A 26971-nucleotide genomic window follows, 5' to 3' on the forward strand; every position below is an offset into this window, starting at 1 on the left:
GCTGTCCGTATCATGAAATATACATTGTGTTATGATCGCATCAGCTGCATGTCCTTACAGTTTCGAGTATCCAAATGCATTTACCAAAGCATCCAGCTTTCTTCCTGCCTTGCATAAGGGGCAGGAACGGTAATCATAGTAAGCATAGTCCGGCACATCCCTTTTCCCAAATACGGAGCGGATCGGAACCCCGCTCACCTCATCCACGGCGCTGAATACAGCAGATACTCCCTGCAGCAGCCCGCCGTAGTATTGGATACACTCAATTGCTTTATTTACCGACAGTCCGGTGGTAACAGTGGCCATCAGGATGATCACATGCTTATTGCGGATCATCGGCACCAGATTTTCGCGGAAGATGAGCTGGCTGTTGTTATTGAATTCCGGGCGCGTCACATAGATGGTCTGGTGCATGTTCATGGAATGGAGGCCGCTTTTCGTAAGCTCCTCTGACATGAAGGCCCCGATGATCTCTGTTCCCTCCATGCAGACAATCGTATCAACGACCGTATCATACAGATACATTCCGGCCAGGCTTCTGGCCGTCTGTTGCGCCTCATTCGTCCTGGCTTTCAGGGTGGTTATATCCAGATAATAATTAATATGAGCGTGATTGGTGGCATAATGTCCCGGAGTCACCTTCAGAGCAGCACTGGTCCCGGTGGTAAAAATCTTCGTATAGGTATTTTCCATGAAATGCCTCCTTTCCAAGCAAGAGCAAATGTGACCGTTCGTCAGCCGAACAGTCAAATGCCATCTTTTTGTATCTAATTTTATTATACGAAAATGGTCAAAAGAGCACAAGCGGAATTATTGTAAATCTGTGACAGTTTACAGGGATTTTCTCCAAGAAAAATCCTTACTGGCGGTTTGACATTCTATTATAATTATGCTATATTTTAATTTCGTATAGGCTGTCAACCATTTCAAATCCGGCAGCCAGGAGGACGTGTGATCATGAAGCACAATTTTAGAAAAATAGAACCAAAATGGCAGCAGAAATGGGAGGAAGCCAGTGCGTTCAAGGCTGTGGACGGCAGTGATAAGCCAAAATTCTATGGGCTTGTGGAATTTCCTTACCCCAGTGGTGCCGGCATGCATGTGGGACACATCAAGGCATATTCCAGCCTGGAGGTCATTTCCAGAAAACGCCGTATGGAGGGATACAATGTCCTGTTCCCTATTGGCTTTGATGCCTTCGGCCTGCCTACAGAAAACTATGCCATCAAGACAGGTACACATCCGAGAAAGATCACAGACGACAATATCAAGAAATTCTCCGAACAGTTAAAGAAGGTGGGCTTTTCCTTTGACTGGGACCGCGTGATCGATACTACGGATGAGGATTATTACAAATGGACGCAGTGGATTTTCCTGAAGCTGTTTGAAAAAGGTCTTGTTTTCCGTGATACAGCCCTGGTAAATTACTGCCCATCCTGTAAGGTAGTCCTTTCCAATGAGGACAGCCAGGGAGGAAAGTGCGATATCTGCCACAGCGATGTTGTACAGAAGGAAAAGAGCGTTTGGTATCTGCGGATCACAGAGTATGCGGACAAGCTTCTGGAAGGCTTAAAGGATGTGGACTATCCTGCAAACGTAAAACAGCAGCAGCAGAACTGGATCGGCAAATCCACAGGTGCCTTTGTGAACTTTAAGATCCAGGGTATTGAGGAGAAGCTGGAGATCTACACTACCCGTCCGGACACGATCTTCGGAACCACCTTTATGGTAATCGCTCCGGAGCATCCGTTTATTGACAAATATGCGGACCGCATTTCCAATATGGATGAGATTGAAGGCTACAGAGAACAGTGTGCAAAGAAGACAGAGTTTGAGCGCACACAGCTGGTGAAGGATAAAACAGGCGTTAAGATCAACGGACTCACCGCAGTGAATCCCATTACCGGAAAGCTGATGCCGATCTTTATCACCGACTATGTCATGATGGGCTATGGTACCGGCGCCGTTATGGGTGTGCCTGCTCATGATACCAGAGACTATGATTTTGCAAAGAAATTCGGCATTGATATCATCCCGGTCATCCAGGGAGGAGATGTGGAAAAGGAAGCTTACACAGGTGAAGGACCCTACATCAATTCCGGATATCTGAATGAATACAGCAGCAAGAAGGACGCGATCGAGCGGATCATTACAGAGCTGGAGAAGCTGGGGCAGGGCCGCCGCGGCGTTCAGTATAAGATGAAGGACTGGGCATTCAACCGCCAGAGATATTGGGGCGAGCCTATTCCGCTGATTCACTGCCCAAAGTGCGGTGTTGTAGCTGTTCCCTATCAGGAGCTTCCGCTGCGTCTTCCGGCTGTTGAGAATTTTGAGCCGGGCTCCGATGGCGAATCACCTCTTGCAAAGATTGATTCCTATGTGAACTGCACCTGTCCCAAGTGCGGCGGCGCTGCAAAGCGCGAGACAGATACCATGCCGCAGTGGGCAGGCTCCTCCTGGTATTTCCTGCGCTATGTGGATCCCCACAACGACCAGGCGCTGGCTGACCCGGAGAAGTTAAAATACTGGATGCCTGTTGACTGGTACAACGGCGGCATGGAGCATGTGACAAGGCATGTGATCTATTCCCGCTTCTGGCATCATTTCCTGTATGATATCGGTGTGGTGAATACTCCTGAGCCTTACGCGAAGCGTTCCATCCAGGGCCTGATCCTGGGACCGGATGGCGAGAAGATGAGTAAGTCTAAGGGAAATGTCGTGGATCCCCTTGATATCGTGAAGGATTACGGCGCAGATACCCTGAGGACCTATGTGCTGTTCATGGGAGATTACTCCGCAGCAGCCCCCTGGAACGATAACTCCGTGAAGGGCTGTAAGCGATTCCTGGAGCGTGTATGTGGCTTCACGGATATGGTTTCGGAGGATCCTGAGACAAAGAAGCTGGAGACACCTCTCCATAAGACGATTAAGAAGGTCTCTTCTGACCTGGAGGATATGAAGTTCAACACTGCCATCGCAGCGCTCATGGCATTGACAAATGATATCTATGCGGTAGGAAAGATCAGCAGGGAGCAGCTTCATACCTTCATTAAGCTGCTGAACCCGATTGCACCTCATGTATGTGAGGAGATCTGGGAGATGACAGGAGGAGAAGGGCTTCTGGCACTTCAGAGCTGGCCGGTGTATGAGGAGAGCAAGACCATTGATTCTCACATAGAGATCGCAGTGCAGATCAACGGAAAGCTCCGCTCAACCATCGTGGTTCCTACGGATGCTCCAAAGGACGAGGTCATTGCAGCGGCTAAGGCAGATGAAAAGGCAGCAGGCTTCCTGGAAGGAAAGAATATTGTAAAAGAAATCTATGTACCGGGACGTATTGTAAATATTGTGTGCAAATAAATTGCGGCAAAAGAGAGGACACAGACAGTGAAAAGAAACATTGTCTGTGTCTTTTTTAGTAAATATTAGGAAAAATGTAAAGAACATCCAGGAACTGCATGGTAGAATAGAAGAAGGAAGGCAACCGCATGAACTGTTACAAGGAAGAGAACAGAAGGTGATGGAACAGATAGGGGCGGACAGCAGCAGTGATAGGTTATATGTCTGTAGTGAAAAAGCGCAGGACAGAAGAGAGAGATACAACGAGGAGACAGAGATGAAGGGATATTTCAGCAGAGTAAGGAAAACGCTGTCAGTGATCGCATTGGCAGGAATATTATCAGCGGGAGGATGGATGGCTATGACCTCCCAGGCGGCAGGCCACAGGGCGTTGGAAAAGCCAGAGGATGGCGGGCCGGGAGCAGGAGAGGCAGGAGTATTCTCCCAGGAGGAGCGCAGCCTGCCGTCCAGGCTTGAGACAGCCACAGAGACAGACCAGCTGATCGCAGTGGTGGGCACAGGGGGATACAAAGCGGATATCCTCTATTATAGGAAGGATGAGAATGGATGGCAGCCTGTGTGGAAGGAGCAGGGATATGTAGGGCGCAGCGGCATTACTGCAGAGAAGGCAGAGGGCGATGGGGCGACTCCGGCTGGAGTCTATGGCTTTCATCTGGCCTTTGGCCTGAAGGAAGATCCCGGCAGCCTTCTTCCCTACCATCAGATCGTGGAAGGGGATTTCTGGGTGGATGATCCGGAAAGCTCCCATTACAACCGTCTGGTAAATACGGCTTCTGCGGCACAGGATTGGAAGTCCGCTGAGAACCTGATAGCCGCAGTCCCCTACTATGATTATGGACTGAGCCTGGATTATAACATAGAGGGCGTACCGGGAAAGGGCTCTGCCATTTTCCTGCACTGCTTTAAGGAGATACCGGACCAGCCCTCCTCAGGATGCGTATGCCTTCCTGAGGGGCGCGTGAAGGAGCTTCTCTGTTCGGTGACAGAGAGCACAAGGATCGCCATTTTCGCGGATTGGGAGAGTGCCGGGCAGACGTCAAGATAAGAAGAAATGAAAAGGATGAAAAAAACTGGCAGGGGCGCTAGAGGTCAGCGCTGGCCTGCCAGTTTTTTTGAGAGCATTTTCAGCAGATCCAGTTTTTTCCGCTCGGACGGGGCCATGTGGGCGCTTAAAATATTTACCAGCAGAGCGGTTTCCTTGTCATTGAATTGGATACCGCGCTGTCTGGCTTCCAGGTTAATGGATAGAAAGGCTTCCATCAGCTTATTTTTTTCTGTACGTCCGATGCGGTCGGAAAACTCTGTCAAAAGCTCCAGCTTTTCCTTGCTCATGGACTTGAGGCGGGGATCCTGTTTCCAGCTATTATCCATTGCTATGTATCCTTTCTTTGTTATTAATAGAGACCGGGGTTATGCCATGGCCTGTATGGCAGTGATCACCATCTGCATGGTCTCAAACCGGGACTGCTGCTCCGGCGTGAGAAACCTGCGCAGCTGCTCCATGGGAGTCTGGCCGTCCATGAAATTCTGGGCCATATCAATGATGTCACGTTCCGCCGGGTTTCCGTAGGGGCGTATGGCCTTTAAAAGATCGCGCATAGTCCTGCCGCCCTCGCTTTGCTCTAAGGAGCAGATCCCCATGGAGGCCACTTCCTCTGTCTCAAACAGCTCAAAGGTCTTTTTCAGCTCCTGAAATTTTACAAACACAGACACGGCCCGCTGTTCGGGCACATTGAGATAGGGCAGGGCCGCCTTTATCATCTGTAAGTGGTGATCTCCTATGAGGTAATCCAGGTCTGTCAGTTTATAATCATCAGATGGATTCACAGTTCTTCCACCAGCCTTTTGTTTCTTTGCTCCTATCATATGCAGAAGCCCTTCTGTTCATGCCGGGATTTTGGAATCACTGGCAAAGGAAAAGCGCCAATGCCTGGACACTGCATATATTAAATATATGGAAGCTGTGCTGCCGGCCAGAATATGCAGCCTGCAGGCAGCCGCCACAATATTCTAAATGAGCGGTCCCGGCACCGGGTCCGGGCCGGGGCCTCGAAAAAAGGAGGTCAGCATTCATGTATAGCCGGTTAGTAATCGAAGGCAATGCAGTGTATGAAATAGATGAGGAGTGTGCAAAGAGAAAGCAGGGTACAAGAGGGTATGGAGGAAAGAGGCGGGAGGGAAGAGGCATTCTGACTTCGGCACAGCAGGAGGGGGAAGAAAACTAAGGGAAACCGGAATGGAAAAAGGCGGAGCAGGAAAACCTGCCCCGCTGTTTTAGAAAAATGTAAAATGTGGTGTGGTCTTTTAACGGAATTGTATGCAAAGCTGCTTTTTCAGATAAGCGATAAACTGCTTTTCGCGGGCAGGAACGGGCTTGTTTTTTTGATGGAGCAGATATATACCAGAATATTCTTCAAAGCCCTCGATCTCCCGTGTGATCAGCCCGTTTTCAATCACATGCTGCATGAGAGTCTGATTTTTCACAGCAATATAATTGCTCTTTTTTAATGCCATAACAGTGCAGGCGAGGCTGGAGACATGGAGCACATTTTGTTCAGAGTTGATCTGGAGCACAGTTTTTGTATCATCGTTATCCACATTTGAGTCTACAATGAAGTCATATTTTGCCATATCTTCCAGCCGTATGGCTTCTTTTTTTGCTAAAGGGTGCCTTGGATTCATTACTACGATCATAGGAATATGGGTTTGCAGGGTCTCGAAACCTAAACCATACTTTTCTGCTAATTTTCGGTATTTTTCTGCTTTTTGTTCAAACATTGCCATAATTCCCAGATTACGTTCTTTGGAGATCAGACGCTGTAATATAATACGCAGTCCGGCCTCTTCCAATGTTTCATTGGAATGGATTTTTGATGCCATACGCCTGAAATCAAAAAAAGTATTGAGTAAGAAGGGATCGGAGGAGCAAACAATACTTAACGCTTCGTCTTTTTCAAGCTGTTCGGGGATTTTTCGTATATTATTGCTCTCCTGAACGATTTTTTCTGCGGACTTAATAAATACTGTCCCGGCATGGGTAAAGGTAAGGCCGGACTTGCTGCGTATGATCAAAGTATAGCCCAATTCATTCTCTAAATTTTTAATTATTTTGCTCAGATGGGACTGGGAAATGTAGTGGTATTTTGCGGCTTTATTGATGGAGCCGCAGTTATAGACCTCCAATAAATATTCTAAATGTTCAATGTTCATAAACGCCTCCATATCGATGACCACGGAAAAAATTATCACTATAAGCCATATACTTAGTCCGAAATGTAATAACATAGTTGGAATAATGATGTTATAATTATAATATAAAAAGGAAGAAAAATTCAATATTTTTATAAAAACCGCATAAAATTTGAAAACCTTGCGGACGATATCATTCAAAAAATATCAGGGTGATGGTTCTGCTATGTTTAATAAAAAAAGGAAGGATAAAACAATGAAAAAGAGCTTATTTATGTTGTTAGCTGCAGCATTGACGATGGGGATGCTGGCAGGATGTAGCAGTCAGGACAGCAGCAATACTTCTGCTGAAACGAATGTTCAGAGTGAAGTGACCGCAAATGGCGGAGCGGGGTCTGGCAGTGTAAGAGATTCCCTTGTTGTGGCGGTTCCGGAGCCGCCGGTTTATCTGGATCCTCATATCCAGACTTCTACTGCGACTTTCCGCGTCACAACTCAAATTTATGACCGCCTGACCCAGATGGATGAAAACCTGCAGATCATTCCGATGCTGGCAGAGAGCTGGGATGTGGTGGATGAGTATACAACGCAGTTCCATCTCCGCCCGGGAGTAAAGTTCCACAATGGAGAGACAATGAATGCAGAGGATGTAAAATTCAGTTTAGAGCGCTGTATGGCCAGTGATGGCGTGAATTACAATTATAAGATCATTGAAAGCGTAGAAATTGTGGATGATATGACAGTAGTTGTTAAAACAAAGACGCCGTTTAATGCAATGCCGACACGTTTGTCCTTGGACGCAGCTTCTATTGTATCGAAAAAAGCAGTGGAGGAGTATGGGGATGACTTCAACATCCATCCTGTCGGAAGCGGCCCGTTCAAACTCTCTTCCTGGGGAATTGGAGGAGACTGCGTTTTGGTGGCAAACGAAGATTACTGGGCAGGCCCTTCGCCGATCAAGACATTAACCTTCCGCACCATACCGGAAGCGATCAACCGGACCATAGGTCTTGAAACCGGCGAGGTAGATATTGCATACGATATTGATCCCATTGATAAAGCAACGATTGAGGAAAATGCTGATTTGAGGCTTCTTGCCAGTCCGAGCTGCCGCGTGATATACCTTGGGAGCTGTGTGAAAAATGAGATTCTTTCCGATGTGAAAGTTCGTAAAGCGATCGCCTATGCAGTAAACAAATCGGACTACATCAATATTGTGTTCGGAGGAGATGCAGATATCGCCTGCAACACGATGCTTTGTAATATGCTGTTTGGTTATATGCCGGATACAGTTTCTTATGATACGGATTTAGATAAAGCACGGCAGCTTATGACCGAGGCCGGATATCCGGATGGTTTCGATATTACATTGACTGTAATGGATACCCAGGAATACCGTACTGCAGCTGTTGTGATCCAGTCCCAGTTAAAGGAAATCGGCATCAATGTTACAGTGGAGTCTATGGACAATGCATCTTTCCTGCAATATGTTGCAGAAGGAAAACAGGCGCTTTTTATGTATGAAAAGGTGGCCAGCGATACAGACAGCATGCTTCGTACCCAGTATCACACAGATTCTTTGGGTTTAGGCGGCAACCGTCACCATTGGACGGATCCAGAGGTTGATAATATGCTGGACAAGGCATCCAGTTCCCTGGATGATAATGAAAGACAGGAGCTTTATACAGAAATCCAGACGATCGTTGCGGATGCAGTGCCGTTATATCCTCTTGCTATCCCATATCTGTATATTGGCACTCAGGCCGATGTTGCAGGATTAAAGGTCCATCCAACCAACTGCCACAGCATCTATGGTACTTCTGTTGCTGATTGATCCATTCAGATGGATGACAGGAGGGAATAAAAGATGATAAATTATACGCTTCGCAGGCTGCTGATGCTGATACCTGTACTTCTTGGAGTGAGTCTTTTAGTATTCACGATCATGGAACTGACGCCAGGGGATCCGGTAACGATGTACCTTGGCGCCAGCTATACAGAAGAGGCATACAGGAGTATCTCCCATGAATTAGGACTGGACCAGCCCTTTTTGATCCGGTACGGGAAATTCGTACTTGATGCAGTGAGAGGGGATTTCGGTATCAGCTATAGTACACGGCAGCCTGTGATCAATGAATTAATACCGCGATTGCCAAAGACGATCCAGCTTTCATTTGCAGCTATGCTGTTTGCTGTAACTATTGGTATGCCATTAGGGATCATATCTGCAGTGAAACAGAATTCCGCTCTTGATTCCGCTGCCTCTCTGGTAGCTCTGGCTGGAGTGTCTGTGCCGAGCTTTTGGCTGGGGATCATGCTGATATTGATTTTTGCGGCAAAGCTGGGGTGGTTTCCATCCTCTTACATTGACAGCTGGAAAGCCCTGGTTCTGCCAGCTGTTACACTGAGTGCAAACACGCTGGCTGTGGTGATGCGTATGACCAGATCTTCGCTTCTGGAAACGATACGGCAGGATTATATCCGTACTGCCAGGGCAAAAGGACTTAAGGAAAGCGTTGTCATTATCAAACATGGGCTGCGCAATGCAATGATCCCGATCATTACCACAGTGGGCCTGCAGTTTGGATTTTCTTTAGGGGGCGCAGTGCTGGTAGAGACTGTATTTGCATGGCCGGGCATAGGTTCTCTGCTGGTAGAGGCTATCCGGGTGAAGAATACGCCGATTGTTCTTGCGATCGTTGTAATCCTTGCAACACTTTTTTCTATCATCAATCTGGCAATCGATATTTTGTATGCCTTCTTTGATCCGCGTATCAAAACGGAGTATAGAAGGATGAAAGTGAAGGTGGGATGAGATGGCGACAGAACAGATGAATGCAAAGAACCGCAAAAAATCGCAGATTGCCATGGTTTGGAAACGTTTGAAGAAAAATAAAACAGCAGTGGCAGGCTTGGTTATCTTGGCTTTTCTCTGTTTCCTGATCATTTCGGCAGGGTTTTTGTTTGATTATGATGCAGAGGTGATCCGGCAGAATGCAGGGCAGCGTTTACAGCCGCCGTCAATGGAACACTGGATGGGGACAGATGAGGCAGGACGCGATATCATGGCACGTGTGATTTATGGAACCAGAGTATCACTCCCTGTTGCAGTAGGCACGATCGCTATGGCATGTGCAGTAGGGGGAACGCTGGGAGCTATCGCTGGATACGGGAGTAGGAAAATAGATAATATCATTATGCGGATCATGGACATTTTCCTGGCAGTTCCCAGTATCCTTATGGCTATGGCTATTGTAGCAGCACTGGGCAACAGCATATTGAATCTGATGATCGCTATCGCTGTATCTAATATACCGCCCTTTGCCAGGATCGTCCGCGCAGCAGTTATCACCATAAAAAATGAAGAATACATTGAGGCAGAAAGATCGATCGGTGCTTCTGACCTGCGCATTATCTTTCTTCACGTGATTCCCAATGCATTAGCACCTATTATTGTTCAGGCAACGACCTGCATTGCAGGTTCGATCCTGGCGATTGCAGGGCTGAGCTTTATAGGTCTTGGCATCCAGCCGCCTACTCCTGAGTGGGGATCCATGCTGAGTACAGGGCGGCAGTTTATCCGTCATGCCTGGTGGGTATGCGCATTTCCGGGCCTTGCAATCATGATTTCGATCCTCTCTCTGAACCTGTTCGGCGATGGACTGCGGGATGCACTTGATCCAAAACTTAAGAATTAGAGGATTATCATATGACAGTGGATAAAGATAAAAAAATGTTGGAAATTTCAGGTCTGACGGTGGTCTACCGCACAGATGATGAGGTGATACATGCAGTCAATTCTCTGGACTTGGATATTTCTCATGGGGAGAGCCTTGGCCTGGTAGGGGAAACCGGTGCAGGGAAGACAACGACAGCATTGTCCATCCTGCAGCTTGTGGCAGATCCGCCCGGCGAAATTACAAGCGGAAAGATCCTATTTGAGGGTACAGACCTTTTGAAAGCGGACAAGAAAACGATGCGCCGTTACCGGGGCAATGAGATTTCTATGATCTTTCAGGATCCAATGACAAGCCTGAATCCGGTCTACACAGTGGGGGCGCAGATCGCAGAGGTTATAAAATCACATAACAGCTGCAGCAATGCCGAAGCAAAGGCACGGGCGATGGAGATGCTGGAGATGGTAGGGATTCCGAAGGAGAGGTATGATGAGTATCCCCATCAATTTTCCGGCGGTATGAAACAGCGTGTAGTGATCGCAATGAGCATTGCCTGTGAGCCGCGTCTGATCCTTGCAGATGAGCCTACTACAGCGTTGGATGTGACGATCCAGGCGCAGGTTCTTGAGCTTATGAATGAATTAAAAGAAAAGCTTAAGACCTCCATGCTTTTGATCACACACGACCTGGGCGTTGTGGCGCAGGTCTGTGACAGGATTGCCATTATGTATGCCGGCGAGATTGTTGAGAGCGGTGATATTGAAGAAATTTATGAAAATCCAAGGCATCCATATACCATTGGCTTGTTTGAATCCATACCATCGTTGGAGGAAAACGTAGAAAAGCTGAAACCCATCAAGGGACAGATGCCGGATCCTGCCAATTTGCCTGAGGGTTGTTCTTTTTGGCCCAGATGTCCATATGTGCAGGAGCAATGCAAAAGAGAAGCTCCCAATATGGTACACTTAAATGACAAACATAAGGTGCGCTGCTTTCGGGCGGAGAAATCAGCAGGTGAGATAAAAGGAAGAGAGGATTCATGTAATGCCAGATAATATTTTGGAGGTCAAAAATCTAAAGAAATATTTCAAAACACCTACAGGTACATTACATGCCGTAGATAATGTCAGCTTCTCTGTTGAGCGCGGTACGACTCTTGGACTTGTGGGAGAATCCGGCTGTGGAAAGTCCACCATCGGAAGGCTTATTGCCGGATTGCATACAGCTACCGGCGGCCAGATCTTATTTAATGGTCAGGATGTCTGTAAAATGAATAAAAAACAGCTGCACGAATACAGGCGTGAAATGCAGATGGTTTTTCAGGATCCTTTTTCTTCCCTTGATCCCAGAAAAACAGTAAGCGAGACGATCTCTGAGCCCCTCATCATCCATAAGAGGTTTAAAACAAGCGCAGAACGGACAGCACATGTGGATCATTTAATGGACATTGTCGGCATCAGCAGGAGATTTGCCAATGCCTATCCCCATGAGATGGATGGCGGCAGGCGGCAGCGTGTAGGCATTGCCCGCGCATTGGCATTGAATCCGCAATTTATCGTGTGTGACGAACCCGTCTCCTCCCTGGATGTATCCATTCAGGCACAGATCCTTAATCTGCTGAAGGAATTGCAGGAAGAGTATAAGCTGTCATTTCTGTTTATTACTCACGACTTATCTGTAGTGAAATTCTTTTCCAATAAGATTGCAGTGATGTATTTGGGACAGCTGGTAGAAACAGCCTCTTCCCAGGAGCTGTTTCGCAATACCACCCATCCGTATTCCAAAGCGCTTTTGTCCGCCATCCCCATTCCGAATGTTCATAAGAAGATGCAGCGGGTGAAGCTGATCGGAGAACTTACAAGCCCTATTGATCCGGAACCAGGATGCCGTTTTGCAAAGCGTTGTTTATATGCGGATGAGCGCTGTACGGGGCATGGTGATCCGGCCCTTGTGTGCATAGAAGAGGGACATTACTGTTCATGTGTAAGGGCAAAAGAGTTAGAAGTTTAAATAATATATTTTATCTATTTGGAGGTAACAAACAATGGAAAATGTAATGAAATGGCACGGAAAAACGCATTGGCTGGGATGTATGCCGTGGGCGCGCGATATTGAAGACGAGCTGTTAGACTGGTCAGCCCAGCCTCAATATCAGGGGCTTGTAAAAGGACATTATTACAGCGGCACCACACATTTTAGCGGCCGTTGGGGACATCACGGACATACAGGCCTGTTGGAAGTTGTGGTTGATGATAATGACAGGATCGTTTTTGTAGAATTTAATGAGAAAACAATGGAAAACTATTATGTGCGATATTTCCAGGGAGTATGGAAGCGCCGTTCCGAATACGGGTTTTTCCAGAACTTTCATGATAAAATACGCAGTGCAAAGTCCGGGGCTGTTACAGCAAAGTGCTGTGCACATGTCGAGCAGCAGATCCTGAAGAGTCAGCGCTTGGACGGACAGTATGATTTGATCTCAGGTGCTTCCTTCTCGGTGAAAAATATGCTTCACCTGACGAAAGAACTGGACGGAAAAATAAAGAGGAAAGAATCTGACACCTTATATTATGGCTATGCAGAAAACTTTGGTTATGGTATTACTGGCTGGCTTCAGGTCCGTGTGAAAGATGGAGAGATCATAGATTGCTTTTATGATGAGATCATGGCAGATCACTCTTCGGAAATCATGTATGACGAACTGAAAGAATTTTATAGGCTGAGTAAATACCATGCCCAGGGATTTGAAGAGCCGTTTGCAGCAGGATGGGACAGAGAAACGTGGCTTGTAGACTTTAAGACTCTAAGCGATACCCTGAATGCACGCGTATGTGAGACGCAGGATCTGTTGGATATTGAAGGCCTGCCTCATACGGATGGCGAAGACTGCGGAAGAATGTGGGACCGCGAATCCAGGCCGGACGGGGGAATCGTCCATATTAAGAGCAAGCTGGATCTTCCTCCGCGGCCGAGACATCCTTCTTATAATAATTACCTGCAGATTGCAAGGCATATTGATGAAGAATTGAAAAAGGACGGCGTTTTGAAAGAAAGAGTCTGAAAAGAGGAATAGAGATATCATGGTCATGCAAGAGATGAACAAAATCACATTTGTCGCGTATGACACGATCTGCACGATCTGCATTTCAGGGCCAACAGAGGAGAGCAGCCGTCTGCTGTTAGAAAAGGCGAAAAGGCTTGCGCTTTTGGTACATAATACGTTGAGCATGTATGATCCTGATTCGGAGCTTAGCAAACTTTGCGCTTCTTATACATTTGGAAAGCCGGCTGTGGTTTCCAAAATGCTGTATGATTTTATAAAACTGAATTTGGAATTTTCACAGCAAACGGATGGAGCTTTTGATTTTACAGTGGGCCCTCTTGTGAAATTGTGGGATTTTCTTGGGGATCATCCGCAGATTCCCGGAGATCAGGATCTGGAACGGGTAAAGAAAAGAGTAGGTTTTCATCATGTCCATTTAAGCAGTGCACGTCAGGAGGTTGTCTTTGATGCAGCAGATATGATGCTGGATCCTGGGGCTTCCGGAAAGGGGTATGCACTTCAGCTGGTATCAGATTTTTTGAAAGAGAGTGGTGTCAAAAAAGGTGTTTTGGATTTTGGGGGCAACCTGTTTGTGCTGGGCAGCAAACCTTCGACGGAAGGAAAAGAGGAACCCTGGAGCGTTGGGATCCGCTGTCCTGATAAAAAAAGCATGATAGGGGCAGTGAACCTTTCGGATCGTGGGATTGCTACTTCCTCCTGGTATGAGCATTGTTTTCGGAAGGGAGGGCGTATATATCATCACTTGCTGGATCCCCTTACAGGAAGGCCTCAGGAGATGGATATAAGCAGTGTATCAATTATATCTTCCAAAGCAGTATACACGGATTTTCTATCCACAGCCTTTTTTGTCATGGGCTTTGAGGCTGGATGTAAATTAGCAACACACATAAGGGATAGAAAAGGCATTGATGTGGACTATGTTGTTCTAAAGAAGGACGGAAGGCTGTTGGCATCAAAAGGAGCTTGCTTATTATCCTAAAAGTGCGGTATAGTCTTCCTGCAGAGTAATAGGTATTGTATGAGCTGGACTTTTCGAAGCCCAGCTCGTTTTTTAACAAAAAAGAGCTGCGCACTAATTCCTTAGTGCGGCAGCTCCTTGATTTAGCAGCAGAAGCCGCCGCCATTGCCGCCGCCGCAGCAGCAGAGGATCAGGAGGATCCAGATGATCTCACTGCATCCGCATCCAAAGCCACAGCCGCTGTTGCAGTTGTTATGTTCAAAGCAGCCGAACCCGCTGCCTCCTCCACAGCAGCAAAGAATCAGGATCAGCCAGATAAAGTTGCAGCCGCTTCCTCCTGTCTGGCACCCACATCCACAGTCGCATCCGCAGTTTGTTGCTGCTACATCACTCATATTAGTTCCTCCAAATAAATTTTCATTACACTGTATCATATGTGAGGCAGCTTGCTCATGTTTCCACGATTTCAGGGAAATTTTAAAATTTTTTTATAGTACATACAGGACAAATATGATAGAATCGTAATAAAATTTGAAAAAGAGGCATAAAACATGGACCAAAACAGATTATATTACCAGACGCCATATGTCAGGACCTTCCGGTGCACGGTGGCGAGCTGTGAGGAAAGCAAAAAGGGCACCTGGCTGGTGACTCTGGATCAGACGGGATTTTACCCGGAGGGAGGAGGCCAGCCGTCGGATACCGGTACGTTAAATGGCATTCCGGTGCTCCATGTCCAGGAAAAGGGCAGCCAGATATTCCATGAGCTGGAGAGTCCGCTGGAGCCGGGGACCCAGGCAGAGGGGATCCTGGACTGGCAGAGGCGGTATGACAATATGCAGCAGCATACAGGAGAGCATATATTGTCAGGTCTGGTACATAAGCATTTTGGATACGACAATGTGGGCTTTCACATGGGTTCTGACGAGGTGACGGTAGATTTTAACGGTCCCCTGAGCCCGGATGAGCTGGATTGTCTGGAGGATGAAGCCAACCAGCTGATCTATGAAAACAGGAGGGTAAAGGTCCTCTATCCGACAGAGGAGGAGTTAAAAGAGATCGATTACAGGAGCAAAAAGGAGCTTTCCGGCCAGGTGAGGATCGTGGAGATACCGGGAGGGGATATCTGCGCCTGCTGCGGAACCCATGTAGAGACCACAGGAGAAGTGGGTATCATTAAGATCAGGAGCATGATACATTATAAGGGCGGAGTGCGGGTGTCCATGCTCTGCGGAAGAAGGGCCCTGCTGGATTACAGGCAGCGCTTAAAGGATGAGGCGGCCGTCTCCGTCCTTTTATCGGCAAAGCTGGACCTTGTTCCTGAGGCAGTGGAGAAGCTGAAAAATGAGAGCCAGGAAAAGGGAGCTCTCATAGGCAGGCTCTATCAAAGCCTGTTTGAACAAAAGGCGGCCCGGTATCCCGAAAGCAGCCGGCCTCTGCTGGTGTTTGAGGAGGAACTGGCCCCTGTACAGCTCAGACAGCTTGCAACACTCCTCTATGAGCAGAAAAAGGGAAGCATTGTGGGCGTGCTTTCAGGGAACGGGAAAAAGGATGAGTATCAGTACGCCCTGGGAAGCAGCAGTGCAGACATGAGGGCCTTCAGCAAGGCCATGAATAGGCGCCTTCACGGAAGGGGCGGCGGCAGCAGCCTTATGGCTCAGGGAACCTTTCAGGCTGCCAGGGAGGAGATCGAGACTGCCTTCCGGGAAGAAACAAAAAACGATTAGCCATCCAGGCTGATCTGCAGGCAAAAGGATGATGAGATGGAATTAAATTCTGAAACAATGAAAAAATTAAGGGGCCTGATCCTCTTTACTGTGGCAGTAGTGGTGGCAGGGATCAATTACAGGGTGCTTTTGGGACTTCTTGCAGACCTGCTCCATATCGCTTCTCCCTTTCTATTGGGAGCAGCCATTGCCTTTGTCCTCAATGTACCCATGCGTAATATTGAGAGCCATATGGTCACATGGAAAAAGGGGAAAAGACTGAAACGTCCCTTGAGCCTGGCGCTCACCATCCTCCTGGTCTCAGGAGCCTTGTTTTTGGTGGTATTTGTGGTTGCGCCCCAGCTGCTTCGGACATTTTTAAGCCTGCAAAAAAGCATTCCCCTGTTTTTTGCGGGACTCCAGAAGGAGGCAGAGCACATGTTTGCCAATACCCCGGAGCTTGTGGAATATATAAGCCGGCTGGAGATCGACTGGCCAAAGCTGTTAGGTGACTTTGCAGAATTTTTGAAAAATGGAGCCGGATCCATGCTGAATTCCGCATTTTCAGCCACAGCGTCCCTTGTAAGCGGGGTGTCTAACTTTGCTATTGGTTTTATTTTTGCAATCTACATCCTTCTTCAGAAGGAAACCTTGAGCCGCCAGGCGGGAAATGTATTAAAGGCCTTCCTGCCGGAGGGGGAGGTGGAGAGAGTGCAAAGGATCGCACAGCTGACGGAGCGGACATTTTCAAGCTTTCTGACAGGGCAGTGCATGGAGGCAGTGATACTGGGAGCCATGTTTTTAGTGACCATGAGTGTCCTCAGGCTTCCTTACGCCCTTCTCATAGGGGTGCTGATCGCCTTTACCGCGCTGATCCCCATTTTTGGCGCCTTTATCGGTCTGGGAGTGGGAGTTTTCCTCATGCTGATGGAGTCTCCTGTGGATGCACTGGTTTTTACCATTGTTTTCTTTGTGCTGCAGCAGATCGAGGGGAACCTGATCTATCCCCATGTGGTAGGCGGATCTGTGGGCCTTCCCTCCATCTGGGTGCTGGTGGCTGTCACTGTGGGCGGCAGCATGATGGGGATCGTGGGAATGCTGGTCTTCATTCCGTTGTGCTCTGTGCTCTATTCCCTTCTTAAGGGTGAGGTCAGAGCCAGGCTCAGAGAAAAAGAAAAAGCGGAGCCAATGCCTTAGGGCAGGACTCCGCTTTCCGGTTTTCATACATGTATAGGTTATTCACCCTGATACATGTATTTGATCAGACGTTCAATATCTTCCTTCTCATGTGCGATGAGATCTAATTCTTTAATATATCCATTGGAGAAGATAGCAGCCATTGAAACATACTGTGACAGCTTGGACTTTAAGTTGATGCGGTCACCTTCGGGAGATACCAGCTCAACTGTTCCCTTGCACTCATCAATTACCTTGAAAAACTTTTCAACATCTGTGATATTCTGAACCTTCATGGCAATTCCTCCTGTCCTTTCTTTTGTTTGAATAGATTTCCTTTTCAGAAAAAAGTTGGTTAATCATTTAACAATTAAGATTATATCAGAAGACAAGGGGGAAAACAATTATCATTTTTCATAAAAAACAGAGGATTGACGCTTGCTTTTTATGGCGTCTAGCAGTAAAGAGGACACTTTTAAGCCGCCGCGGCCGGTTCCAATGGAAATATCCGGTTTATTTGCACCGTGGAAATCAGAGCCCCCGGTGGGAAGCAGGTGATAGCGGGCAGCGATCTCCTGAAGCTTCATCTTTTCCAGAGAATTGTGGGAGGAATGGTACACCTCCAGGCCTTCCATGCCCAGGGAGGCCATAAGCGAGATCAGGTTTTCTGTTCCCTTGTCCCCCAGCTTGTACTGGAAGGGGTGGGCTAAGGAGATGAAGGCGCCGTTGGCCTTCAGGGCAGCCACGACCTCCTCAGGAGGAAAATGCTCCTTCATAGGGCAGTAGGGCCCGCCATACTTTAAATATTTTTTAAAGGCCTGGTCCATGGAGGAGCATATCCCTTTTAAGACGAGGGCCTTTGCCACATGAGCCCTGGTGACTACAGTGGCGGGGTTATCGCCCTTCAGCTCCCTGTCGGTAAAGGTGATGCCCTTTGCCTCAAAGCGCGCAAGCATCTCTTCATTTCTGCGGCTGCGCCGCTTTCTCATCTCCTCCAGAAATTCATGGAGGGCGGGAGCCTTGATATCCACAAAAAGCCCCAGGATGTGGATCTCATGGCCCTCATAGGTGCTGGATACCTCAATGCCGGGTATGACCTCCACCGCAGATGCTTTTCCCTGCTCCATAGCCTCAGGGACTCCGGCTGTTGTGTCGTGATCTGTCAGGGCGATAGCCGCAAGCCCGGCCTCCTTTGCCAGGATCACCACCTCTGCTGGGGAGAGGGTGCCGTCAGACGCATTAGAATGAACATGCAGATCCACAAATCCCATATGAAAACCTCCTGTGAAACATTTTATTCATACTTTAATAATACTTACTTTATATATAGTAACACGAAATTCACAATAAGTAAAATTGGGAAGAAAAAAATGAAAAAGAGAGTTCCATTTTAAATAAAGTATGCTATACTACAATCTGTGGCAAATCATGAAAGTCAGCTGCGCCATGCCTTCGGCACTCTAGCAGCTGCCGGTCAACACTTTCAAAATAAATTGACAGGTGAAAAAGAATGAATCAATTAGAAAACAACAGCAGACGAAATTCCTCTGCGTCCAGAAACGGCCGCAGGGTTTCCGATAAAAGCGGGAGCCGCCCGGCGGCCAGAAGTACGGCAGCCAGAGGCGGTGCTTCCGGCAGCCGTTCCAGAAACACTTCCTCATACCGCAGCAGCCAGAGCGGAAGGGGGAATTCCTACCAGTCCTCACGGAGGGGAACCACCCACCGGAGAAGGAAGGGGCCTGATTACACGAAGATTGCCCTGATCGGCGTGATACTGATCGTAGTTATCACATGCATTGCCCTTGCATTAAAGGGCAGGAAACCATCGCCGGAGGAGACGGAGGCGGTCACCACCGAGGCTGTGGAGACAGAGATGCAGAAGGAAGTACGGGTAGACGGCATTACCATCACCGGAATGTCAAGGAGCCAGGCAAGGGAAGCTGTTTTGGCAGAATTCCCCTGGAGCATGACTGTTTCCTATGGAGAGGATACCTACCAGGTAACGGACCTCATGGCAGCGAAGGTAGACGCCTTGTTAGATGAGATTTACAGCGGTGAGCCGGAAGAAGACTATACTTTGGATACAACAGGCCTTGAGGAGCAGGCAGCAGCCGAGGCGGCAGCCTGCGCAGCCAAATGGGACAAGAAGGCCAAGAACGGTTCTATCAGCAGCTTTGACAAGGAGAAGAACCAGTTCGTATTTGCAGGAGAGGAGAACGGCTTTGCCATTGATCAGGAGAAGCTGGCTTCTGATATCCTGGCAGCAGTGGAGAAAAAGGATTTTGACGCTTCCATAGAGGCAGCGGGAGCTGTTGTGTCTCCTGAGATCACAGCAGCCTCTGCAAAGGAAAAATACAAGACTATCAGCAGTGTTACCACGAATACAACGGCCAATAAAAACCGTAATACCAATGTGCGCCTGGCCGCAGAGGCTATCAATGGAACAGTCCTCCAGCCCGGTGAGGAATTCTCCTTTAACGGCGTGGTAGGGCAGCGCACAGAGGCAAAGGGTTACAAGGGAGCCGCTGCCTATAACAACGGCGAAGTGGTCCAGGAGATCGGCGGCGGCGTGTGCCAGATATCCACTACACTGTACAATGCAGTTTACCGCGCCGGACTGGAGATCAGCTTCAGGCGCTCCCATACCTTTGAGCCCAACTACATCACACCAGGCCAGGATGCGACCGTGAGCTGGGAGCAGCCGGATTTCAAATTCATCAACAATTCCAGCACAGCCATTGGCATCAGGGCAAGCTATGCAGACCAGAAGGCAACCGTTTCTATCTACGGGATCCCGATCCTGGAAGAGGGGATAAAGTGGGATCTGGTATCAGAGAAGGTGGAGGAGCTGGATCCTCCTGCGCCGACCTATGAGGAGGATCAGACTCTGCAGCCGGGAGTGGAGGAGATCAAGAGCGCTGGTACAAAGGGCAGCCGCTGGCAGACCTACAAGGTCGTTTACAAGGATGGCAAGGAGATCTCCAGAGAGCTGGATCATAAGACCACCTACAAGGGGCATGCACCTGTGATCAGGCGCAATACCACAGGCATTGTGCTGGCACCGGAGGAGACCACCACATCCGCAGAGACACCAGTACCGACAGTAGACGGAATGCCGGAGGGCTATGTACCGGGTGATGTGATCACCACTCTGCCGGTAGAAGGAGGGACAGGAAGCCAGGGACCTGGAGTGAGCACCAGTGCGCCGGCTCCTTCTGCAGAACCTTCTGTCTCAGCATCCTCTGCAGCAGTGAAGCCCTCAGAGGCTGAAAATGCAGGTCCGGACAGTCCGGGAGCTGTGGTACCCGCAGGTCAGGGACCGGACGGAGGAGGGGCAGTGATAGCGCCGCTTAAGCCGGAATAAGAGTATAAGATAAAGGAATAATAACAGGCAGGAGCTTTTCGGGAGAATGTCCGGGGAGCCTGCCTGTTTTTCATTGCACAGGAAACTCCTGCAGGGGCCTGATAAGGGGCTCAGGGGGATTTTGTGGGGGTTCCATAGTTTTTTAGTGAAAGCATTGTATTTTTTGGAGTAATTGTAATTAAGCATTTGCAATTTGTTAAATAATTGATATAATAATATACAGGTCAGTCTGTTTGGGCTTTACAGCCCGGACAGGCTCAATGTATACCATTACTATACATATTCACTATTGCAGGAGGAAATCAAAATGGCAAGAAAAATGAAAACCATGGATGGTAACCATGCAGCAGCCCATGCGTCTTATGCGTATACTGATGTAGCGGCTATTTATCCGATTACCCCATCCTCACCTATGGCTGAAGCTACAGATGAGTGGGCCACAGACGGAAGAACCAACATCTTCGGTCGTGAAGTGCAGATTACAGAGATGCAGTCTGAGGCTGGTGCAGCAGGTGCTGTACACGGTTCTCTGGCAGCAGGTGCGCTGACCACCACCTACACAGCTTCCCAGGGTCTGTTACTGATGATTCCAAACCTTTACAAAATCGCAGGCGAGCAGCTGCCAGGCGTTATCAACGTTTCCGCACGTGCTCTTGCAAGCCACGCATTATCTATTTTCGGTGATCACTCCGACGTATACGCATGTCGTCAGACCGGCTGCGCTATGCTGTGTGAGTCCAGCGTACAGGAAGTTATGGACTTAACCCCGGTTGCTCATCTGGCAGCTATCAAGGGCAAGGTTCCATTCATCAACTTCTTCGACGGTTTCCGTACCTCCCATGAGATCCAGAAGATCGAGACCTGGGATTACGAGGATCTGAAGGAAATGGCTGATATGGAAGCAATCGCAGCTTTCCGTAAGAACGCTCTGAATCCAAATCATCCATGCCAGAGAGGTTCCGCTCAGAACCCAGACATCTTCTTCCAGGCAAGAGAGGCCTGCAACCCATACTATGATGCACTTCCTGCAATCGTTCAGGAATACATGGACAAGGTTAACGAGAAGATCGGTACTGACTACAAGCTGTTCAACTACTATGGCGCAGCTGATGCTGAGCGCGTGATCGTTGCTATGGGTTCTGTCAATGACACCATCGAGGAGACCATCGACTACATGGTGAAGCAGGGACAGAAGGTAGGCGTTGTTAAGGTTCGTCTGTACAGACCATTCTGTGCACAGGCTTTGATCGATGCTATTCCTGATACTGTAAAGGTTATCACCGTATTAGACAGAACAAAAGAGCCAGGCGCTATGGGCGAGCCTCTGTATCTGGATGTTGTTGCTGCTCTTAAGGGAAGCAAGTTCGACCAGGTTAAGGTTCTCACCGGACGTTACGGCTTAGGTTCTAAGGATACCACACCTGCACAGATCGTTGCAGTATATGAGAACGAGACAAAGTCTCCATTTACTCTGGGTATCGTAGACGATGTTACCAACCTGTCTCTGGAGATCGGCGCTCCATTAGTAACCACACCAGAGGGTACAACCAACTGTAAGTTCTGGGGTCTGGGCGCAGACGGTACTGTAGGTGCTAACAAGAACTCCATCAAGATCATTGGTGACAACACAGACATGTATGCTCAGGCATACTTTGATTACGACTCCAAGAAGTCCGGCGGTGTTACAATGTCTCACCTGCGTTTCGGACACAGCCCGATCAAGTCCACCTACCTGATCCACAAGGCAAACTTCGTTGCATGCCACAATCCGTCCTATGTACGTAAGTACAACATGGTACAGGAGCTGGTTGACGGCGGTACCTTCCTGCTGAACTGCGCATGGGATATGGAAGGCCTTGAAAAGCATTTACCAGGCCAGGTTAAGAAGTTCATTGCTGACCATAAGATCAACTTCTACACCATCGACGGCGTTAAGATCGGTATCGAGACCGGCATGGGCCCAACACGTATCAACACCATCCTTCAGTCCGCATTCTTTGAGCTGACAGGCATCATCCCGGCTGAGAAGGCAAACGAGCTGATGAAGGCTGCTGCAAAGGCAACCTACGGCCGTAAGGGCGAAGACGTTGTTATGAAGAACTGGGCAGCTATCGATGCAGGCGCTAAGGGCGTTCACAAGGTTGAGGTTCCGGCAAGCTGGGCTGACTGCGAGGACGAAGGCCTTGATTATAAGGTAGTAACTGAGGGCAGAAAGGACGTTGTTGACTTCGTAAACAACATCCAGACAAAGGTAAGCGCTCAGGAAGGTAACTCCCTGCCAGTATCCGCATTCAAGGATTATGTAGACGGTTCCACACCATCCGGTTCCTCCGCATATGAGAAGCGCGGTATTGCAGTTAAGGTTCCTGTATGGAATCCTGATAATTGTATCCAGTGTAACTTCTGTTCCTATGTATGTCCGCATGCTGTTATCCGTCCGGTAGCTATGACTGCTGATGAGGCAGCTGCAGCTCCTTCTGATATGAAGATGAAGGATATGACAGGTATGCCGGGCTACAAGTTCGCTATGACTGTTTCTTCCCTGGATTGTACCGGATGTGGTTCCTGTGCAAATGTTTGCCCAGGCATGAAGGGCAACAAGGCTCTTACCATGGAGCCTCTTGAGAAGACTCTTGGCGAGCAGGCTATCTATGACTTTGGTCAGACCCTGCCGATCAAGGACGAAGTTATCGCTAAGTTCAAAGAGAACACTGTTAAGGGCAGCCAGTTCAAGCAGCCTCTCCTTGAATTCTCCGGCGCTTGCGCAGGATGCGGCGAGACTCCATATGCAAAGCTGATCACTCAGCTGTTCGGTGACAGGATGTACATTGCAAACGCAACAGGATGCTCCTCCATCTGGGGTAACTCCTCACCATCCACACCATACACTGTAAATGCTAAGGGCCAGGGTCCTGCATGGGACAACTCCCTGTTCGAGGATAACGCTGAGTTCGGTTATGGTATGTTACTGGCTCAGAGAGCATTAAGAGACGGCTTAAAGGCTGAGGTTGAGACTGTTGCTGCAAGTGAGAATGCTACCGATGAGATCAAGGCAGCTTGCAAGGAATGGCTTGATACCTACAATGTTGGCGCATTAAACGGCGCTGCTACCGATAAGCTGGTTAAGGCATTAGACGGCATTGACTGCCCAACCTGCAAGGATATCGTAGCGAACAAAGATTTCCTGGCTAAGAAGTCCCAGTGGATCTTCGGCGGCGATGGATGGGCTTATGATATCGGCTTCGGCGGTGTAGACCATGTTCTGGCATCCGGTAAGGATATCAACATCATGGTATATGATACCGAGGTTTACTCCAATACAGGCGGCCAGTCCTCCAAGGCTACAAAGACCGGTGCAGTTGCACAGTTCGCAGCAGGCGGTAAGGACGTTAAGAAGAAAGACCTTGCTGGTATCGCTATGAGCTACGGCTATGTATATGTTGCTCAGATCTGTATGGGCGGCGACATGGCTCAGACTGTAAAGGCTATCTCCGAGGCAGAGGCATATCCGGGACCCTCCCTGATCATTGCTTATGCTCCATGTATCAATCATGGTATCAAGAAGGGCATGGACAAGGCTCAGACAGAGGAGAAGCTGGCACTTGAGTGCGGTTACTGGAACAACTTCCGTTACAACCCAGCAGCTGAGAAGAAGTTTACTCTGGATTCCAAGCCACCTAAGATGGAAGGATATCAGGACTTCTTAAAGGGCGAGGTTCGTTACCTGTCTCTGACAATGAAGAACCCAACCAGAGCAGCAGAGCTGTTCGCACGCAACGAGGCTGAGGCTAAGGAGCGTTACGAGTACCTGTCCAAGCTGGTTGCTTTATACGGCAATGACTAATTCTTATAGGGAACAAGTGATGTAATATAAGACAAGATAAGTCTAAAAGCATTGCTGACAGACCAGGGGTGTTCAATGGACATCCCTGGTTTTTTTGGCATTATAGGATCAGGATGTCAAAAGCCGCTGTAAAGTATGTTTAGAATCTGCCCTTTTGGGAGATACTATAGAAGGAGCAGCCGCCATTTTTGTGGATGCCTTCCTCTGCGGGATGCCGGAAGCAGCCGTCCATGCGCTGGGGGTGCTGTAGGGATTGGCAGTGGATGCTGCTGCCCTTGCCGACATGGCGGAGACGGCCAGCCGGAAATGCTGGAGAGGGTCCTGAAGGGGCAGAGCCTGGAAACCTTGGAGAAGGAAAGCAGCAGGGCGTGAAATACCGTAAGCTTTGGTATTCTGCGCTGTGCCTGAGCAAAAAGCAGCCTGCGTTTAGGGGTAGGGCCCAGGCGGGAGAGAAGGAGGAACAGGATGGAAGGCATCCGCATAAACGGAGACAATGAGATCATACAGGGAGAACATTTTACAGGCTCCCACTATGCAAGGGAGATCCATCCCGATGGAAGGCCTTACCATACCTTCCGAAGCTACACCCTTCTGGCGGAGGGAAGCCATCTGGTATTTAAAGACTGCCTCTTTGAGAATACGGCAGGTTCAGGAGAAAAGGTAGGTCAGGCGGTAGCACTGTATCTGGACGGCGAGGACATCCGTCTGGAGGACTGCATCCTTAAGGGACACCAGGATACGCTGTTTTTGGCACCTTTGCCGCTAAAGGAGATGGAGCCGGATGGTTTTCTGGGGCCAAAGCAGTTCTTTCCCAGGGCAGAGAGGAAAGTGTGGGTAAAAAACTGCCTGATCGAGGGCAGTATTGACTTTATCTTTGGAGGAGCCACGGCCTATTTTGAAAATTGTGAGTTCCGGAATGTGGAGCCGGGCTATGTGTTCGCTCCCTGCACACCGGAGGGAGTCGAGGAGGGATTTGTGGCGAGAAACTGCCGTTTTACCTCAGATGAAAAGGTTCCAGCGGGATCGTGCTATATTGGGAGGCCCTGGCGCAGTCATGGGAAGGTACGGCTGGAACACTGCTATCTGGGGCCCCATATCAACCGCGCTGGCTGGGATGACTGGGGGAAATCAGAGGCACACAGTACGGTGGAGTTTATTGAAAAGGGATCCTATGGACCGGGGGCCTGCCCGGAAGGGCGGCCTGAGTATGTAAAGGTGTGCTGACAGAGAGCAGAAGTGATGCATAATCCACCCTTCCAACGGGAATACTGAACACAGAATCACCAGCTCCCGGGCAGAGCTGTAAACTGCCTAAAGGAGCAGAGAGGACGTGTGTATGATGATGGAAGAGCGGGCAATGGTGCATTTCCTGAGCAGGTTTGGGGAATTCCCCTTTTTGGTAAAATGGAACGGACATGAGGACAAGATCGGACAGGGCAGTCCGGCATTTGCAGTCAATGTGAAGGAAATGATCCCGGTAAGAAAGCTGGCGGACAGCACCTCCCTTGCACTGGGAGAGGCCTATATGCAGGGGAAGCTTGAAGTAGAAGGAGACCTTTACCATGCGCTGGACTGCTTTTTAGGACAGATGGGAAAATTTTCCGTGAACAAGCTGCGGCTAAAGGGGCTGCTCCACCCTTCCAACTCGAAGAAGAACCAGAAAAAGGAGGTATGCTCCCACTACGATCTGGGCAATGACTTCTATAAGCTGTGGCTGGACGATACTATGAACTATTCCTGCGGCTATTTTAGGACGGATACGGATACTTTAAAGGAAGCCCAGGAAAATAAGACAAACTATATCTTAAAAAAGCTGGCCTTAAAGGAGGGAATGAGCCTTCTTGACATCGGCTGCGGCTGGGGGTATCTGTTGATACGGGCTGTAAAGGAATATAAGGTCAAGGGAACCGGCATTACTCTGAGCAAGGAGCAGTATGACGGATTCCGGGCCAGGATCGAGGAGGAAGGGCTGGAGCATCTTCTGGAGGTAAAGCTTCTTGATTACCGGGATCTTGCAGGCTGCGGCCGCCAGTTTGACCGCATTGTCAGCGTGGGAATGGTGGAGCATGTGGGCAGGGAGAATTACGGCCTGTTTCTCGACCGGGCAGATAAGGTGTTAAAGCCGGGCGGCGTGTTTCTGCTGCATTTTATCAGTAGCCTAAAGGAACATGACGGAGATCCCTGGATCAAGAAATATATCTTCCCAGGCGGCGTCATCCCCAGCCTGAGGGAGATCGTCTCTCTGATGGGCGACAGGGATTATCATATTCTGGACGTGGAAAACCTGCGCAGCCACTACAACAAAACCCTGCTTTGCTGGGAGGAGAATTTCAAGGCTCACAGGGAGGAGATATGCCAGATGTTTGATGAGGAATTTGTGCGCATGTGGGAGCTCTATCTGTGCTCCTGCGCAGCCACCTTCCACAACGGCATCATCGACCTGCACCAGATCCTGGCCACCAAAGGAGTGAACAATGAGCTGCCGCGGGTGAGGTGGTACTGACAGGCAGCTTTTGCTTCTGCAGATCATGTCATGAGAAACAGGAGAGCCCCCACAGCCTATTCATTTTTATAGGATAAATGTAGGTTTGTCAAACATTTGTTACACTGACTGCAAATAATTCTTTAGCACC

The 26971-nt window shown here is 48.8% G+C and carries 23 protein-coding genes; 16 read left to right on the plus strand and 7 right to left on the minus strand.

Annotation, left to right across the window (positions count from 1 at the left end; genetic code table 11):
• Window positions 1-54 precede the first annotated feature (54 nt).
• Entirely contained in the window at window positions 55-693 is a 639-nt protein-coding gene (locus LIZ87_RS18015) for an orotate phosphoribosyltransferase (protein ID WP_227148707.1), read from the minus strand.
• A 264-nt stretch (window positions 694-957) separates the two neighbouring features.
• Here LIZ87_RS18015 and leuS point away from each other — a divergent pair, with 264 nt between their 5' ends.
• The gene (gene leuS / locus LIZ87_RS18020; RefSeq protein ID WP_227148708.1) at window positions 958-3360 is read left to right on the plus strand and encodes a leucine--tRNA ligase; all 2403 of its coding nucleotides are present in this window, start codon (window positions 958-960) and stop codon (window positions 3358-3360) included.
• Window positions 3361-3520: 160 nt separating this feature from the next.
• Window positions 3521-4405 carry a L,D-transpeptidase family protein gene (locus LIZ87_RS18025; RefSeq protein ID WP_227148724.1) on the plus strand — a complete coding sequence of 295 codons (885 nt, stop codon included), beginning with the start codon at window positions 3521-3523 and terminating at the stop codon, window positions 4403-4405.
• Between the two features lie 44 nt (window positions 4406-4449).
• On the opposite strand, the gene LIZ87_RS18030 is transcribed toward LIZ87_RS18025, so the two are convergent.
• Together LIZ87_RS18030 and LIZ87_RS18035 are read right to left on the minus strand one after the other, a co-directional pair.
• On the minus strand, window positions 4450-4731 hold the full coding sequence (locus LIZ87_RS18030; protein WP_227148709.1) for a hypothetical protein: 282 nt from the start codon (window positions 4729-4731) through the stop codon (window positions 4450-4452).
• Window positions 4732-4770: 39 nt separating this feature from the next.
• Window positions 4771-5187 (minus strand): hypothetical protein, encoded by a 417-nt coding sequence (locus tag LIZ87_RS18035; RefSeq protein ID WP_227148725.1) that lies wholly within the window; start codon window positions 5185-5187, stop codon window positions 4771-4773.
• A 245-nt stretch (window positions 5188-5432) separates the two neighbouring features.
• Between LIZ87_RS18035 and LIZ87_RS18040 the strand changes: the two genes are divergently transcribed.
• Window positions 5433-5585 carry a hypothetical protein gene (locus LIZ87_RS18040; protein ID WP_227148710.1) on the plus strand — a complete coding sequence of 51 codons (153 nt, stop codon included), beginning with the start codon at window positions 5433-5435 and terminating at the stop codon, window positions 5583-5585.
• 79 nt (window positions 5586-5664) lie between these two features.
• Here the strand turns inward: LIZ87_RS18040 and LIZ87_RS18045 are convergent, their stop codons facing one another.
• A complete protein-coding gene (locus LIZ87_RS18045; RefSeq protein ID WP_227148711.1) occupies window positions 5665-6750 on the minus strand; it encodes a LysR family transcriptional regulator in 1086 nt (361 codons plus the stop codon).
• 55 nt (window positions 6751-6805) lie between these two features.
• On the opposite strand from LIZ87_RS18045, the gene LIZ87_RS18050 reads away from it, so the two are divergent.
• The 7 genes from LIZ87_RS18050 to LIZ87_RS18080 are packed head-to-tail and all read left to right on the plus strand — an operon-like array spanning window position 6806 to window position 14269.
• Window positions 6806-8383, plus strand: coding sequence for an ABC transporter substrate-binding protein (locus tag LIZ87_RS18050; protein WP_227148712.1), 1578 nt, complete (start codon window positions 6806-6808; stop codon window positions 8381-8383).
• A 33-nt stretch (window positions 8384-8416) separates the two neighbouring features.
• A complete protein-coding gene (locus tag LIZ87_RS18055; RefSeq protein WP_178316051.1) occupies window positions 8417-9364 on the plus strand; it encodes an ABC transporter permease in 948 nt (315 codons plus the stop codon).
• A gap of 1 nt (window position 9365) precedes the next feature.
• Complete coding sequence (locus tag LIZ87_RS18060; protein WP_227148713.1) at window positions 9366-10247, plus strand: ABC transporter permease; 882 nt, start codon at window positions 9366-9368, stop codon at window positions 10245-10247.
• 11 nt (window positions 10248-10258) lie between these two features.
• Complete coding sequence (locus LIZ87_RS18065; RefSeq protein ID WP_178316052.1) at window positions 10259-11281, plus strand: ABC transporter ATP-binding protein; 1023 nt, start codon at window positions 10259-10261, stop codon at window positions 11279-11281.
• Window positions 11262-12236 (plus strand): ABC transporter ATP-binding protein, encoded by a 975-nt coding sequence (locus tag LIZ87_RS18070; protein ID WP_442912249.1) that lies wholly within the window; start codon window positions 11262-11264, stop codon window positions 12234-12236. Before LIZ87_RS18065 ends, LIZ87_RS18070 begins: the two co-directional genes overlap by 20 nt.
• Window positions 12237-12270: 34 nt before the next feature.
• Window positions 12271-13287, plus strand: coding sequence for a hypothetical protein (locus LIZ87_RS18075; protein WP_227148715.1), 1017 nt, complete (start codon window positions 12271-12273; stop codon window positions 13285-13287).
• Between the two features lie 34 nt (window positions 13288-13321).
• On the plus strand, window positions 13322-14269 hold the full coding sequence (locus LIZ87_RS18080) for an FAD:protein FMN transferase (RefSeq protein ID WP_227148716.1): 948 nt from the start codon (window positions 13322-13324) through the stop codon (window positions 14267-14269).
• A gap of 122 nt (window positions 14270-14391) precedes the next feature.
• On the opposite strand, the gene LIZ87_RS18085 is transcribed toward LIZ87_RS18080, so the two are convergent.
• Entirely contained in the window at window positions 14392-14643 is a 252-nt protein-coding gene (locus LIZ87_RS18085; protein WP_227148717.1) for a hypothetical protein, read from the minus strand.
• A 156-nt stretch (window positions 14644-14799) separates the two neighbouring features.
• On the opposite strand from LIZ87_RS18085, the gene LIZ87_RS18090 reads away from it, so the two are divergent.
• Both LIZ87_RS18090 and LIZ87_RS18095 read left to right on the plus strand, forming a co-directional pair.
• Entirely contained in the window at window positions 14800-15975 is a 1176-nt protein-coding gene (locus LIZ87_RS18090) for an alanyl-tRNA editing protein (RefSeq protein ID WP_227148718.1), read from the plus strand.
• Window positions 15976-16011: 36 nt separating this feature from the next.
• A complete protein-coding gene (locus LIZ87_RS18095) occupies window positions 16012-17151 on the plus strand; it encodes an AI-2E family transporter (RefSeq protein WP_227148719.1) in 1140 nt (379 codons plus the stop codon).
• Window positions 17152-17189: 38 nt separating this feature from the next.
• Here LIZ87_RS18095 and LIZ87_RS18100 read toward each other — a convergent pair whose 3' ends face one another.
• Window positions 17190-17426 carry a polya polymerase gene (locus LIZ87_RS18100; protein WP_227148720.1) on the minus strand — a complete coding sequence of 79 codons (237 nt, stop codon included), beginning with the start codon at window positions 17424-17426 and terminating at the stop codon, window positions 17190-17192.
• Window positions 17427-17537: 111 nt separating this feature from the next.
• Window positions 17538-18401 (minus strand): PHP domain-containing protein, encoded by an 864-nt coding sequence (locus tag LIZ87_RS18105; RefSeq protein ID WP_227148721.1) that lies wholly within the window; start codon window positions 18399-18401, stop codon window positions 17538-17540.
• Window positions 18402-18640: 239 nt separating this feature from the next.
• Between LIZ87_RS18105 and LIZ87_RS18110 the strand changes: the two genes are divergently transcribed.
• The 4 genes from LIZ87_RS18110 (at window position 18641) to LIZ87_RS18125 (ending at window position 26841) form a co-directional block, all read left to right on the plus strand.
• Window positions 18641-20494, plus strand: a complete 1854-nt coding sequence (locus LIZ87_RS18110; RefSeq protein ID WP_227148722.1) for a VanW family protein — start codon at window positions 18641-18643, stop codon at window positions 20492-20494.
• A gap of 307 nt (window positions 20495-20801) precedes the next feature.
• Window positions 20802-24338, plus strand: a complete 3537-nt coding sequence (gene nifJ / locus LIZ87_RS18115; RefSeq protein ID WP_227148723.1) for a pyruvate:ferredoxin (flavodoxin) oxidoreductase — start codon at window positions 20802-20804, stop codon at window positions 24336-24338.
• Window positions 24339-24803: 465 nt separating this feature from the next.
• Window positions 24804-25562 (plus strand): pectinesterase family protein, encoded by a 759-nt coding sequence (locus tag LIZ87_RS18120; protein ID WP_178316714.1) that lies wholly within the window; start codon window positions 24804-24806, stop codon window positions 25560-25562.
• 115 nt (window positions 25563-25677) lie between these two features.
• Window positions 25678-26841: a class I SAM-dependent methyltransferase gene (locus LIZ87_RS18125; protein ID WP_227148726.1), complete on the plus strand. Its 1164-nt coding sequence runs from the start codon at window positions 25678-25680 to the stop codon at window positions 26839-26841.
• Window positions 26842-26971: the final 130 nt, after the last annotated feature.

Origin of the sequence: Lacrimispora sp. 210928-DFI.3.58, from assembly GCF_020554865.1 — a bacterium.
GTDB lineage: Bacteria > Bacillota > Clostridia > Lachnospirales > Lachnospiraceae > Enterocloster.